The sequence below is a fragment of the Zavarzinella sp. genome (assembly GCA_041399155.1).
In the GTDB taxonomy this organism is placed as follows: domain Bacteria; phylum Planctomycetota; class Planctomycetia; order Gemmatales; family Gemmataceae; genus JAWKTI01.
This window is the reverse complement of sequence record JAWKTI010000001.1, coordinates 1,320,885-1,334,277: the sequence shown is the minus strand read 5'-3', so window position 1 is coordinate 1,334,277 and position 13,393 is coordinate 1,320,885. Positions and strand designations below refer to the sequence as shown.

The following is a 13,393-nucleotide window of genomic DNA, read 5'->3' as shown; positions in this document are numbered from 1 at the left end:
ACGGGACCGAGGAGATGGAGATGAATAATCAGTCGTTCAACAGGCGTACGTTTCTGCGTGGAACAGGTCTGGCTCTTGCTTTGCCATGGTTTGAAACATTTGCCAAAGCCGCCCCCACAAACGATGAAACACCAAAACGGTTTGTCAGTATTTACCACCCTGATGGCGTGGGATTACCACTCAAATCGGATCCTGCGTGGAAAGATTGGAGCTGGTTCCCACGAGGTGGCGAAAAAGATTTTGAATTGACCAAAGTGCTCGATGTCCTCCAACCACTACGAAGCGACATTACGATCTATTCTGGTTTATCGCACCCCGCGGCTCGGCAGGTGCATGGCCACTCCAACGCCGATCAGTACCTGACAGGTGCGGCAATTGGTGGTTCCGGCCCTTATCAAAATTCGATTTCTGTGGATCAGGTTTTTGCGGAGTATGCGGGTAACTTCACACGACATTCATCGCTGGTCATGTCGACAAATGGGGGAATTGGCGGTCCACGTGGGGCCCAAACTCAGTCCTTTAACCGTGAAGGAAGGCCAATCCCGGCAATGAATAAACCGAAAGAAATTTTCGACATGTTGTTCGTTACCAGCAACAAAGATGCTGCAGCAAAGCTGGCGAGAAGTAAAAGTGCATTGGATCTCCTTATTGAACACACGCGATCACTGTCTCGAGAGCTTTCCAGCAAAGATCAAGAAACGCTGAAACAGTATCTTGATGCGGTTCGCGATACTGAATTGAAACTCAGCAAAGCCCAGAAATGGATTGACACTCCTGTTCCCAAAGTTGATACACGCAATTTGCACCTCGATGCAGAACCTAAAGAAGCACGATTGTATTTTCAGACGATGTACGAACTGATTTATCTGGCCTTTCTCAGCGATTCCACTCGAGTAGCAACATTCCAGTTGGGGCGGGAAAATGGCGAAGGTCCCCACGATCTACTTTCGCGTGCGGTTGGTCTTGGCGGAGCCCATGGTTTGACGCACGAAGTCAAAAAGCCGAATGGCTGGAAGAACCTTGGCACCTATAATCGGTACCAAGCCGAAGAATTTGGTCGGTTTGTCCAGCGATTGAAAGATACCCTGGAACCCACTGGTAAAGGCACAATGCTCGACAACACCTTTGCAATGCATGGTTCAGCATCCAGTAGTTTCCACCTGTCCCGAAATTACCCCATCATTTCAGCAGGCGGGAAAAATCTCGGGTTCACCAATGGCCGCTATCTGAAGTTTGGCAAAGGAAATGAAGACAATCAGGCTGGTGCGGGTATTGTCACTGATGCTGGCTGGCAAGGTAAAGTAGCCGTGGAAGAACTACCACTAGCGAAGCTATTCGTCACCATTCTGCAAAGACTCGGTATTGAAACCGATTCATTTGCTGGATTCCACGGCACTTTAACCAGGGTATAAGATTAAAGTGTCAGCAAGCACAATTTGTGTACAAATTGATAGTTTGTAAAAGAAAGTGAGCCTAGCAAACGGAAGTGAAAAACGGAGAGGGCGGGATTCGAACCCGCGGATAGGTTTGACCCCATCGCAGCTTTAGCAAAGCTGTGCTTTCGACCACTCAGCCACCTCTCCAGTGACTCAATCGTTCAATTATCCTACATTACAAACAATGATTGGCAAGTAGTATTGCAGGTTCACTTCCTAAGTAGATTTTTCGGATTTATTTTTGGTAAACGAGAGCTGATTTCTGGTATTGATGAAGAGATTTTTCATTTTCTTGCTTTTCAATTACCAGCAAAAAGTGCATAATCGTTACTGGTTCAATCGAGGATGAGTTGGATTTATGAAGAGATTATTGCTGATTATTCTTTTGCTGAACTGCAACTACGGTTTATCGCAGGAGGAGATTACACCAGAAATGCTTCAACCTGGTGTTATCGCCACATATACCGGTGGAAAATCGAAAACGACTGTTCATCAGGTGCATTCTCACATCCGACTCCTGTTGGAAGAAAACGAAACGCCCCATCCACGAATGAACGATACCACAGGCACCTACACTTGGAATGGATACGTGAATGTGGTGCGTACTGGCGATTACCTTTTTGAAGCGGCGCTTCTTGGCGCTGTTGAAGTAAAGGTGGATAACCAGGTTGTTTTGAAAGCAAACAATCGAAGTGCAGAGAATCCGATTGTTAGTGGCAAACCGGTTCGCCTGGAACCTGGCATTCTGCCGATTCAGGTGACCTTTCAACGCGATCTTTCAGTAGCACGTCTGGAATTGATGTGGACTCCCCCAAGAATGCCTCGAGAAAATATCCCACATCAGTTTCTTGGTCACACACTTAAACAATCGATTGAATCAGTTCAGAATGATCTTCATGTTGATCAGGGACGTCTGCTTTTTGAAGAGTTATCGTGCGTAAAATGCCATCAATCGACAAATGAAATTCAGAATCTGACCACCCGCAGTGGGCCAAACCTCAGCAAGGTCGGGAGTCGAGTTCAGCCTGATTGGATGGTAGCCTGGATCACAAATCCGGAGAAACTTCGTCCAAATACGACAATGCCGAACTGTTTTGAAGATACAGAACTCGGAAAAATGGAAGCGTACGCAGTTTCAAGTTTTCTAATGGCAAACACTGGCAACTATTCTAATGCCCCGAGTGGTAAAAATCCGAAAGATGATGCCGCGGCAAGAAACCGTGGACAACAACTGTTCATGAAAATTGGTTGCGCAACCTGCCACCAGTCGAATAATTTTCCAGAAAAAACAACTGGGCATGAATCGCTTTATTCCGTGCCGAAAAGGTTTTATGAGTTAGGGAACCTGTGGAGTAAAACGAATGCAAAGGAACTGGCTGGATTTCTGTTAAAGCCCTCTGCTTTACACCCAGATACTCGAATGCCAGAGCTGTCGTTAACCCCACAGGAAGCAAACGATATTGCACGGTTTTTGACAGATAGTTCCAGCAAAAAGCCTGGTTTACCAGCGTTCAAAGCACCAGATACCCCGCCGAAAGACTTACTGGATAAACTCACGAAAGAAAATCAGTTGCAAGTTGATCCTGCAATCCCAGCGAAAGATCAGTGGGTCTCGATCGGTAAGTCGCTCTACACCAGTCGAGGGTGCGTCAATTGCCACCAGATCGATCAACAGAAAACTCTCCCGTTACTTCGAACCAGTTCCCTTCAGGATCTGGTTGGTAAAACTACAAATGGCTGTCTGAGTACTGAAGCCAGTCATGCTGGACCGAATTATCGATTATCCCCACAGGATCGTGCCCGCCTGACCAGTTTTGTGAGCACGGCAAAAGTGGTAACAGCACCAATTTCTGCTTTCCATGATGCAGCGATTTCACTGAAGCGATTTAACTGCACTAATTGCCACGAACGAGATGGCAATGGTGGGCTAACACTCGAATTAGCCGACCAGATGAAAATGCTGGAAAAGGCAGAAAACGTCGATGATATCAAGCCGCCCCTGCTTACCGGAGTGGGGCATAAAATGCTCACCCCCTGGTTGAAAGAGGTACTGGTGAATGGTGGTAAGTCCCGACCATGGATGAGTTTGCGAATGCCACAATTTGGTGAAAAAAATGTCGGACGGTTAGTGAAAGGACTCGCGCATATCGAAGGCATCGCAGAGGAAAGCCGCACCAAAGAAGTTAAACTGACTGCCGAAAAGATTGAAGTGGGTCGATTGATGCTGGGTAAGCTGGGGCTGGGGTGCATCAGTTGCCACGATATTGCAGGTATTCCAAACACTGGAACACGTGGACCAGACCTTGCAAATACAGTACAGCGTGTTCGATATGAATGGTACCGGCAATGGCTGGAAGTGCCACAGCGGATGGCACCTGGAACACGTATGCCACAAGTATTCATCGATGGCGTTTCCACGTTTACCAAAGCTTATGAAGGAAAGCCAGAACTGCAGGCAGAAGCAATGTGGGCATACATGTCCCTGGGTAAGAGCATGAAATTACCAGAGGGTCTGGAAACGCCAAAAGGCTTGGTGCTGAAGGTAGGATCCCGCCCCACAGTTCTTCGAACATTTCTGCCAGAGGCGGGCAATCGTGGCATCGCAGTTGGCTATCCCGGTGGGATGAACATTGCGTTCGATGCAAATCGTTGTCGGCTCGCTTACGCCTGGTCAGGAAGTTTTGTGGATGCAAACCCTGTGTGGAATAATCGTGGGGGACGTCCTGCCAATATTATGGGGCCGAAAATCTGGCAGGCACCATCGGCAACCCCGTGGTCAGGCAACAACAGTCTGATACCACCCGAGTTTGAAAAAAGGGCTAATGATCCTGCATTTGGTGCTGATATGCCAGCATTGCAACTATTTACTGGCGAAAAGAAAGTTCAGTTCGATGGTTATGAACTTGATGAGAATGGCTATCCTACTTTCTCATACCAGGTACTCGATGGTGAATCACCGCTGAGTGTGCAGGAAACTCCCCGCCCAGCGAAGTCATTCGCGAATGGAATTATTCGCACCTTCAAATTAACTACGAAAGGTGGCTGGTTTGAAGCAGCGGAAAGTTCCGAATTGCCACAGGTGGTGCTGAAGGATGGTAGTGTGGAAAGCATTACGATGACTGGTGACGAAACGAATATCCCACTGACAAACGGACTGATTGTGAAATCAGGTGAAGGGAATATTTTACTGAAAATACAGGGTGATAAGCTTCCGGAACAATGGCGTATTGTGAAAAAATCGGCAACTAACTACCGAATCCTGCTTTATTTTCCTGCCACCGAGCAAACAACTTACAACTTCCGCCTTGGAAATTGGAATTTGCCGAAGGTAAATAAAGAATTAATTGAAGGGTTACAGCCATGATCTTATTCCTGCGGCATCTGATCTCGATATTCTTATTTGCACTATTTTGCAAAATGGCAGTTCCAGGAAATGCCGCAGATCCTACGAAAAAAGAAGTAGTCGAAACGATCGCCAAAGCGACAGCATACTTTACCAAACATGTCGAAAAGCATGGTGGCTATGTCTATTTTTATTCACTGGATCTCAGCACAAGATATGGTGAAGGAATTGCACAACCCGATCAAATCTGGGTGCAGGCACCAGGAACACCGTATGTGGGAATGGCCTATCTCGCAGCCTGGGAGGCGACACGTGACCCGCAATACCTGAAAGCGGTAGAAAGGGTCGCGCTTGCACTTGTATATGGCCAACTTAAATCTGGCGGTTGGACGAATTCCATTTCTTTCTCCCCTGCAAGCGGACGAACTGCTGCTTATCGTAACGGGATGGGAACAGGGCGAAATTATTCCACTTGGGATGATGGTATCAGCCAACTGGCGATTCGCTTTCTGTTAAAAGCAGATGTCGCCCTGGAGCATAAACACCCAAAGATTAATGATTCATTGAATTATGCATTGTCTGCAATGCTGGCTTCCCAGTTTCCGAATGGTGCTTTCCCCCAAGGGTGGCAGGGAAAAGTAGCTGAATACCCCGCAAAGAATGCGACATTACCTTCGGAACGATGGCGAACTGAAGGGAAAATCAAGAATTACTGGGATTTATACACTCTGAACGATAATCTAGCTTCGCAAATGTTCCATACCCTGAACGAAGTATACCAGCAAACTCAGGACAAAAAATACCTCCAGGCGATTCAGCAGCTCGGAAATTTTCTGATCTGTGCACAGCTTCCTGCACCACAACCAGCCTGGGCACAACAATACAATTACGAGATGGTACCAGTGTGGGCCAGAAAATTTGAACCACCAGCAATTGCTGGAAGCGAATCCCAGGATGTGATTGAAACTCTGTTACGAATCTCCATTGTTACCCAAGATAAGAAATATCTGGAACCGTTTCCCAAAGCGTTAAAGTACTTGCAATCTGTTGAATTACCCGATCAATTACTGGCACGATATTACGAATTTGGCACTAACAAGCCGTTGTATTTTGTTCGAACTGGGAATCTGTACGAACTCACATACAAAGATGACCAGTTGCCCTCCCATTATGGATGGAAAACCCGTTCCAAGCTAAAGAATCTGCAACAATTGTATGAACAATGTTCTGCAGGCAAGAATCCATTTTTATCATCCAAAAGAGTTACTGCCATGGATGCACAAAAATTAATTAAAAATTTGGACTCTCAGGGACGGTGGGTTGACGTAGCGAATGGTGAACAACTTGTTGGGCAGACGAAAATGGCGAAAGGTACTGTTTATCTGAGTTCCGAAACATTTGCAGATAACATCAACAAACTGGCAACGTATCTGAAATCAATCGACTGATGATTTTAGTTTTAATTTCGGGCGAATCGGTTCATCCATGATTTCGCTCAAATGCAAATCTTCGCTAGTCTGATTAACTTGATGAGTTCCGGAATCGCTTTTGTAAATGGAGGCGTTTGCTGCCAGACAATCGGATAAATCCAAACCATCTTTCGGTCGCCGAGAAACGTCGCGATGGAGACAGGCTTCCAGCAATTGAATTTGTGATACAGGCAATTGAAACTGGGATAAGTCTTCAGCCAGTTTACCGTTTTCCCGCGGTATCGCAGTCGGGTCGTTGCAAAGCATCTGATACCAGATCATGCCGATGGCATACACGTCATCTTGTGGTACCGGGGCATGGCCATCACGTAGTTGTGGGGAAAAATACAAGTAACTGTTACTCCCTCTCTGCCCACGACGTAACATCTGCACAACTGTTGGGGCCTGTAATGAATCTGGTAAAGCGATCCCCGACCAACCAATATCAGAAATCCAGGCAGTTACCCTACCCCGATCCCGTGGCATGATAAACACATTACTTGGTTTCAGCCCGCAATGCACAAACCTAGGGTTAATCTGGTGCAATTTTCCAATGATTCGAGAAATGCGTCGCACGATCATCGAAATATCACTGATGCTTGGTTTGTTATGTCGCCAGCGGAATTCGTTCATAATGCTGACGAGGTCGTAACCGGGCATCTGAACGTATTCAAAACATGGATTTTCACAATCCAGAAAAACCGAACGCAGCGGGACCAACCCCTGGATAAAATCGAGATCCAGAATTTGCTGGATGTAATCCAATTGATTCAGCATCCGTCTCGATAACTTCTTATCAGTACAGAATTTCATTGCTGCTGGAGACAGTTCCGGCTGCTGGTCGTCGTAAGACTCCCATATTTCACTGTGGATACCCAGGCCGCGCAATCTACGCAATTCCCAATTATCCAGATTCAGCGGTCGATCCCACTCCTGATAGAACGAAAGCCGATCTGGCAAAAGTGGCAGTAATTCTTTATGGTCTGTAACTTGAAAGGATTCTGGAACCGATATGCCATCAACATCGCCAGAACGTCGAAATACCTGGCGACACACTATTGGAATCAATTGGAGATAATCGCGAACAGTATCGTGGAACTCATCTGGTATCGGTGGACGAGATACCATCAGGCAGTCCTGAATCAGCAAGTCGATTGTCGTGGGAGAAGAATAAATCAGCTCACGAAATGTTGCCCGAAACTCATTGGCAGACATTTTCTTAACAATATTCTCATAAATAACTTTGCAGACTTGCAACAGGTGGTCTTCAAATGGGACAAATTTGGCGAGAGATGCGCTAGCGTGCAGATTCAGCGTTTGAGAAATAACGGATAATACGTGATCGATCTTTGCCATGTGGGTGCAAGTAAGTACTCAAACGGTGACGATGCACAGTTTTGTACAGTTTATCACACTTTTTCATTTTGTGTCGGAAAAAAGGAACTTTTGGTATAAGGAAGCATGTACAGCAAACAAAAATGAGGGATCACTCATTTTTCTCTTTGATTTATCGTTTTGGTACATTGCTAGAATAATTATCTTGATGAAATGGAAGGAGAGGCGGTATCGTGCATTCCCAAAATGATTCAGAAGTAGAATCGAAACGCGATGTATTGGTTGGGAATCGAACAATCCCCTGGATGGTGAGTGGGTTAGAGCAGGAATACTGGCAATTACACCAATCGTCTGGTTTTATTGACTGTTCACACGCACAATGGGTGAAACTTTCTGGCAGGGACGCTGCTGCCTTTTTACATAATCTCAGCACCAATGACATCATGGGTTTATCGGATCAACATTGGTGCACCACGTTTTTTTGCGATCATCGTGCCAAAACATTATTTTTCTGTGAAGTTTATAAGAAAATTTCTAAAGAAGGTTCGATATTTGAACTGAAGATTGATGCTCCTTACGCACCAGAACTGTTTGCACATCTGGACAAGCACCTGATTTCGGAAGTCGTCACTATCGAAATGTTGAATCCACCTCGAGCTGTTTTTCTCATTTGTGGTGCCACCGCGGGGGCATGGATTGAAGAAAATCTCGGAGTTCCGGCAGAACAATTGCCTCAGCGCCAGATAATTGAATCCAAAATCGCCGACATTCCGGTATCTCTATGCACTGATTCCCGGCTGGGCTTTCCAGGTATCGCGATTCATGTCAGCGAAGAGTTTGCAGGCCAGCTGATTCAGTTGTTTCGAGACAACTTTCTTCCGCAAATTGGGTTGAAGTGCTACGATACCTGTCGTCTGGAAGCAGGAATGCCTAAGTTAGGCAAGGATTTTGACAATAACAGATTTGTTATGGAAATTGGGCGAGCCCTCGAAAGCGTCAGTTATTCCAAAGGCTGCTATCTTGGACAAGAGCCGATCGTTATGTCTCGGGACCGCACGGGATTTGTGAACCGCTCCTGGGTATTAATGAAAGCAATCTCATCAATTGAAATCCAACCACAATCGGAAGTGATTTCTGAAGAACTGGCGCCAATCGGAATAGTGACTTCGACTGCCTGGTCACCAGGGCTCGATGGATGGATTGTCGGTGCTTACCTGCGCAGAGGATTCCAGAATGCTGGAACCAATGTAAAAATAAGGTCAGGAGATTCGGAAATTGAAGCGAGCGTTCTGGGCACTGTGGCAGGGAATAAACGAATAACAATGTGATCAATCATCATCCTGGCTTTTCTTACGTAGATACAACAAGAGACCGATTAAGCCTCCCAAGACTACTACCATGATAATGATCCACATCACGAAGTTCTCTTGAATCCACGTCAGCATTTCATTTCTCCAAAAGAGATTAAATTAAACAACTTTGTGCTACGCTGTACATTACAACTTAGCAAACGAGTCTTCCCTGTATTACAAACTACAGTCATTGGCAACAAGCGTCTATGGTATGTGGTGGAAAACTTGTTCTTTTGCAGATTTTCACAGAACAAACCCAAAAATGATCCCGTTTTCATCATATTTTTTTCTAATTTTGAAAAGAAAAAGCTTTAAGATGTATGCGTCTCAAGGAAACAAACTGGGCACAAAATCGCCCATTTCAATGGATGATTCAATCGAGATATTACGCACGCGATTTCTGTAAGTTACTTTCCGCTAGTTAGTTACATCGAACCAACTTACTACAACTGGATGATTATTTTGATCTTGATCGAGGGGTAAATCTCGTTTATTCTCGAAAAATGATGCGAACCGTAATTGTCATCGTCTTCACAATCGTATTATCTGGGTGCAGTACAGCACCAATCGCCAATGTACTGGATTGGGCAGCACCCGGGCCTGCGCGTCCCGATCCATTTCAACCGGGAACAAACGGGCCTGCACCGCCCAAAATCCCACCAGTACCCTTTCCAAATGAAAATGGACCTGAACCACCCCGCCCGGGTGCTGATTTTGTACCCAGCAGTAATGGAGGTAACAAAGATATCAGTGTGCCACCTCCGCTAAGTGATGACCCGCCAGGTCCGGTTCCAGGTTGGAATGATCGCAACAAACCGCCCCCGACCCGTTAATTTTTCCAGTCTTATCAGTAGAATTTCAATTTGTGTTGTTTCGACAAGTTTTTCTCTCCGAGATTTGAAAATGAAACTGCGTCAATTGTTGAGCACTTTTTGTGTTGCACTGCTTGGGCTGAGTTCTGTTTCTTGCAGCAAGAATTCAGATTCTGCCAAAATAAAAGTCGCGATTATCACCAACAATCCAGAAGATTTCTGGAACATTTGTGAAGAAGGCGCCAAAACAGCCGCAGCCAAAGAAGGCGTTGAACTGATTTTCCGCCGGCCAGAAAGAGCTGATGTTGGAATACAGCGTGATATGGTGAACGATCTTGTTAATCAGGGAGTTTCCGGCATCGCGGTGAGCGTGATTAATCCTGTGGAGCAAGCTGAAAGTTTGCGACTCGTGGCAGATAAAGTGAATTTACTTACCATGGATAACGATGCCCCCAAAAGCAATCGAAAATGTTATGTGGGAACCGATAATTATGAAGCTGGTAAAGCTGTTGGGCGTCTGGTGACTGAAATTATGCCCGAAGGAGGCACAGTTGCCATTTTCGTGGGAGAAATTGCCCAGGCAAATGCTCAAGAGCGATTTCAAGGAACTTTAGACGGGATTACTGGCAAGAAAGGAACAAAACCCACAGAGCTGGGCAAATACAAACTTTACAAGAACGAAGCAATTACTGATGGGTCCAAACCTGCAGAAGCCCTGAATAACGCCAATAATGCACTGGCTATCCTGGCTGAAACCGAAAAAAATATCTGTATGGTCGGATTGTGGGCGTACAACGCCCCAAAATGCCTCGAAGCCGCCAAATCAAAAGGTTTGCAGGGCAAGATTAAAATTGTCAGCTTTGATGAATACGAACCCACCCTCGAAGGAATTAATGAAGGTCTCATTTATGCCACTGTGGTGCAGGATCCGTATTACTTTGGCTACCGATCAGTTGAAATCCTTGCTGCATTGGCACGCGGGGATGAATCCAAGCTGGCAAATGGACCGGTAGCCCACCGAATTGTGATGAAAACCGCCAGTAAAGACCCTGTTACAGGTGAACAACGTCTCAGTGTAAAGGAATTCCAGGACGATTTTGCCAAAAAGCTTGGGAAAACCAAGTAAATCAGGAGGCACCGATCACTTCGATCACCGCAACCGTCACGTTATCGTCCGCACCGGCAGCCATGGCAACACTTAACATGTAATTGGCCATTTTTTCCACCGTCCACGCTTCTGAAAGGATCGCTTCGAGCACAGAATCGTTTACAACACCAGTCAATCCATCACTACATATTAACAGGCGATCTCCTGGCTGGGTGGTAAATTGATGAATGTCTGGAAAAATCGCCGGTCTACCGCCGATGGCCTGTTCCAACTCCGAACGTCTCGGATGGTTCAATGCTTCTTCAACAGTCAATTGACCATTGATCAGCATCCGGTTGACGCGAGTCTGATCGGTGGTAATTAAAGTCAGTTTCCCATTCCGATAGTGATAGACTCTGCTGTCACCCACATGTCCCACAACGGCGATTTCGTTGTCAAGAATTAACGCTTCAAGCGTACACCCCATACCTGCGGAACCAGTGCTGTTACCCGTTGCCAACACTTCCATGTTGGTGGCTTCAATCAACGAATAGAGCTTTGTTGCATATTGTTCCTGAACGTGTTTGCCAGTGGGGATCTTCGAATCGGGAGCCACTAGTTTTGCGGTATTATTCTCTGAAGCAACGCTCGCAGCCAGAATGTCTTCAGGATTTGTCTGTTGCTCAGCAGCTCTACTGGTAATTCCTAAATCACGGGCAAGTTCAGTGCGGATTTTATCAACGGTAATGCGTGCAGCAACTTCCCCACTTGCCATCCCTCCCATGCCATCCGCCAGTACGACAATCGCGCGCTCTCTTTGGGTTGCATGACGATGAACCTGCTCGATCATGACTCCCACTGCATCTTCGTTGCCGGAACGCACCGTGCCAATGTTCGTTGCGGTAGCTATCGCAAAATGATGTCGACAGACTTCTAGCTCGCAAGTTTGCAATGCTTCGAGCAACTCCGAAAAACCGGTGGGATCGATTGACTTTTGTGCTGGCGTGGGAAAACGCCGTGGAATGGTTGGAAACAGACATTTCGTCATGATCCGCATCCATTCCGGCATCGTCATGGCAGTAGCGTTCAGCAATGGAACAAAAGAATCTTCCTGAATCATTTCGTGGATCGCATCCAGACCACACGAGAGTCTAGCAAAAAGCATGCCAAAAGCATAAATTCCGGCTCGAAAATCAGCTAATTGTGGAGATTCCAACAATTCAGGAGCCAATTCGATGACTTTTGGTGGTTGATAGCCTTCTGGAATCGGTAAAGGCACCAATGAAGACAAATCCCACCAAATCAGGCGTCCTGCTTGATCAACCAGAAACATCTCTGGTCGGAGAAGTGGGCATAACACTCCGACGCCAGCAAATTGTTGCAAAGTCCGAACGATAGCCATTAACCAGCGAAATTTGGTTGACCATGGCGTTATTGGTGCTGCCCATGCACGATCAAGCGGAGTACCTTCAGGAATTTGCTGTAAGAGGTATTGTGCGTGTGGGGACGTGTGGTGTTGGTGAATTGGCAGGCACAATTCTTTACCAGCTGTTTCGACAATTGCCTTTTCCCACTCAATACTCGGCCATGGTACGGGCGGAAGAAAGGATTTTGTCACCATTAAGGTGGCATCGGAAACAACCAGTGACCGGGTAGGAGTGTGGGGTGCCTGTAAACTGGCCTCAATCTCTTCGGTAGCAGAAAAATGCCCTGCCTGTTCAACAAGCATTAAATAGTGGCGATTATCACTATCTTCAGCCGGTTTCGTCACCATTCGAGCGGTGTGCCCGTTACTGCCCAGGTATGTTGCAATGATATGGTTGGTGTTTCCAAATGAAATCAGTTGATTCTGTTCGAATGTTTGACCTGGAACAGGGGTTTTCTCAAAAAACTGCTTGAGAAAATTACCAAAACTGGTGCTGACGTTTGTCGGGAGTGGTTTCGCCATAAATGAAAAACGTTCTGACTTAAGTGATTTTACCTAAAGAACTTAACTCAATTTACCCAATTTTACTTCGAGTACAAGGGTACCCAGGGTAATCTGATCTCCCACATGTAAGGCAATGGAACTACCCTGGGGTAACATTTCGCCGTTCACCAATGTTCCATTTAAACTGTTCAAGTCTTCGATTCGCAAATCGTTCCCCCGCCGAATGATCAAGGCGTGTCGACGTGAAATTAATACCTCTCCTGGCGTTTCGAAACCACTCAAGTCGATGTCAAACTGACTTCCACGCAACCGACCCAGATGAGTTGGACCGTCTGTCAGTTTGAACTCATGCTGGATCGTTTGTGGGGACACCAGGACAAGTTGGAAGTCCGCCACTTTAACGGTGGAGGGTTCATCTTCGTAATACTTAGTTACTTCTGCAGTGTCTTCGATTAGCGTGGGGCTGATTTGCCACGGCACGACCATTTCTATTTCCGTTTGATCTGGTGTATTCCCACTCATTGGTTCTTTTCACGTATGTCCAAATCTTGTTACAGTACGATAGAACATGCCTGACGGTTTTTACAAAAAAGCTATGAGTTAGCAGGAACTATACCAAGATAACAATA

9 protein-coding genes and 1 tRNA gene are annotated in these 13,393 nt (G+C 46.1%); 6 read left to right on the top strand and 4 right to left on the bottom strand.

What is annotated here, in order from left to right:
- Positions 1-20 precede the first annotated feature (20 nt).
- Positions 21-1,412 carry a DUF1552 domain-containing protein gene (locus tag R3B84_05615; protein MEZ6140030.1) on the top strand — a complete coding sequence of 464 codons (1,392 nt, stop codon included), beginning with the start codon at positions 21-23 and terminating at the stop codon, positions 1,410-1,412.
- A gap of 82 nt (positions 1,413-1,494) precedes the next feature.
- On the opposite strand, the gene R3B84_05610 is transcribed toward R3B84_05615, so the two are convergent.
- Positions 1,495-1,583 (bottom strand) — tRNA-Ser (locus tag R3B84_05610).
- Positions 1,584-1,794: 211 nt separating this feature from the next.
- Here R3B84_05610 and R3B84_05605 point away from each other — a divergent pair.
- Together R3B84_05605 and R3B84_05600 are read left to right on the top strand one after the other, a co-directional pair.
- On the top strand, positions 1,795-4,800 hold the full coding sequence (locus tag R3B84_05605; protein MEZ6140029.1) for a c-type cytochrome: 3,006 nt from the start codon (positions 1,795-1,797) through the stop codon (positions 4,798-4,800).
- Entirely contained in the window at positions 4,797-6,227 is a 1,431-nt protein-coding gene (locus R3B84_05600) for a hypothetical protein (protein MEZ6140028.1), read from the top strand. The genes R3B84_05605 and R3B84_05600 overlap by 4 nt, the downstream gene beginning before the upstream one ends.
- Here R3B84_05600 and R3B84_05595 read toward each other — a convergent pair.
- Positions 6,216-7,604 (bottom strand): hypothetical protein, encoded by a 1,389-nt coding sequence (locus R3B84_05595; GenBank protein ID MEZ6140027.1) that lies wholly within the window; start codon positions 7,602-7,604, stop codon positions 6,216-6,218. The two genes, R3B84_05600 and R3B84_05595, sit on opposite strands and share 12 nt — an antisense overlap.
- A gap of 212 nt (positions 7,605-7,816) precedes the next feature.
- Between R3B84_05595 and R3B84_05590 the strand changes: the two genes are divergently transcribed.
- The 3 genes from R3B84_05590 to R3B84_05580 all read left to right on the top strand — a co-directional run bounded on the left by R3B84_05590 (position 7,817) and on the right by R3B84_05580 (position 10,873).
- Positions 7,817-8,911 (top strand): glycine cleavage T C-terminal barrel domain-containing protein, encoded by a 1,095-nt coding sequence (locus R3B84_05590; protein MEZ6140026.1) that lies wholly within the window; start codon positions 7,817-7,819, stop codon positions 8,909-8,911.
- A gap of 527 nt (positions 8,912-9,438) precedes the next feature.
- Positions 9,439-9,768: a hypothetical protein gene (locus tag R3B84_05585; GenBank protein MEZ6140025.1), complete on the top strand. Its 330-nt coding sequence runs from the start codon at positions 9,439-9,441 to the stop codon at positions 9,766-9,768.
- Between the two features lie 70 nt (positions 9,769-9,838).
- Positions 9,839-10,873: a substrate-binding domain-containing protein gene (locus R3B84_05580; GenBank protein MEZ6140024.1), complete on the top strand. Its 1,035-nt coding sequence runs from the start codon at positions 9,839-9,841 to the stop codon at positions 10,871-10,873.
- A 1-nt stretch (position 10,874) separates the two neighbouring features.
- Here the strand turns inward: R3B84_05580 and R3B84_05575 are convergent, their stop codons facing one another.
- The gene (locus tag R3B84_05575; GenBank protein ID MEZ6140023.1) at positions 10,875-12,782 is read right to left on the bottom strand and encodes a protein phosphatase 2C domain-containing protein; all 1,908 of its coding nucleotides are present in this window, start codon (positions 12,780-12,782) and stop codon (positions 10,875-10,877) included.
- Between the two features lie 42 nt (positions 12,783-12,824).
- The gene (locus R3B84_05570) at positions 12,825-13,286 is read right to left on the bottom strand and encodes an FHA domain-containing protein (GenBank protein MEZ6140022.1); all 462 of its coding nucleotides are present in this window, start codon (positions 13,284-13,286) and stop codon (positions 12,825-12,827) included.
- Between the last annotated feature and the right edge of the window lie 107 nt (positions 13,287-13,393).

Coding starts and splice junctions, on each gene's coding strand:
- R3B84_05615 (MEZ6140030.1), top strand. CDS start 21: ATGAATAATCAGTCGTTCAACAGGCGTACGTTTCTGCGTGGAACAGGT.
- R3B84_05605 (MEZ6140029.1), top strand. CDS start 1,795: ATGAAGAGATTATTGCTGATTATTCTTTTGCTGAACTGCAACTACGGT.
- R3B84_05600 (MEZ6140028.1), top strand. CDS start 4,797: ATGATCTTATTCCTGCGGCATCTGATCTCGATATTCTTATTTGCACTA.
- R3B84_05595 (MEZ6140027.1), bottom strand. CDS start 7,604: ATGGCAAAGATCGATCACGTATTATCCGTTATTTCTCAAACGCTGAAT.
- R3B84_05585 (MEZ6140025.1), top strand. CDS start 9,439: ATGATGCGAACCGTAATTGTCATCGTCTTCACAATCGTATTATCTGGG.
- R3B84_05580 (MEZ6140024.1), top strand. CDS start 9,839: ATGAAACTGCGTCAATTGTTGAGCACTTTTTGTGTTGCACTGCTTGGG.
- R3B84_05575 (MEZ6140023.1), bottom strand. CDS start 12,782: ATGGCGAAACCACTCCCGACAAACGTCAGCACCAGTTTTGGTAATTTT.
- R3B84_05570 (MEZ6140022.1), bottom strand. CDS start 13,286: ATGAGTGGGAATACACCAGATCAAACGGAAATAGAAATGGTCGTGCCG.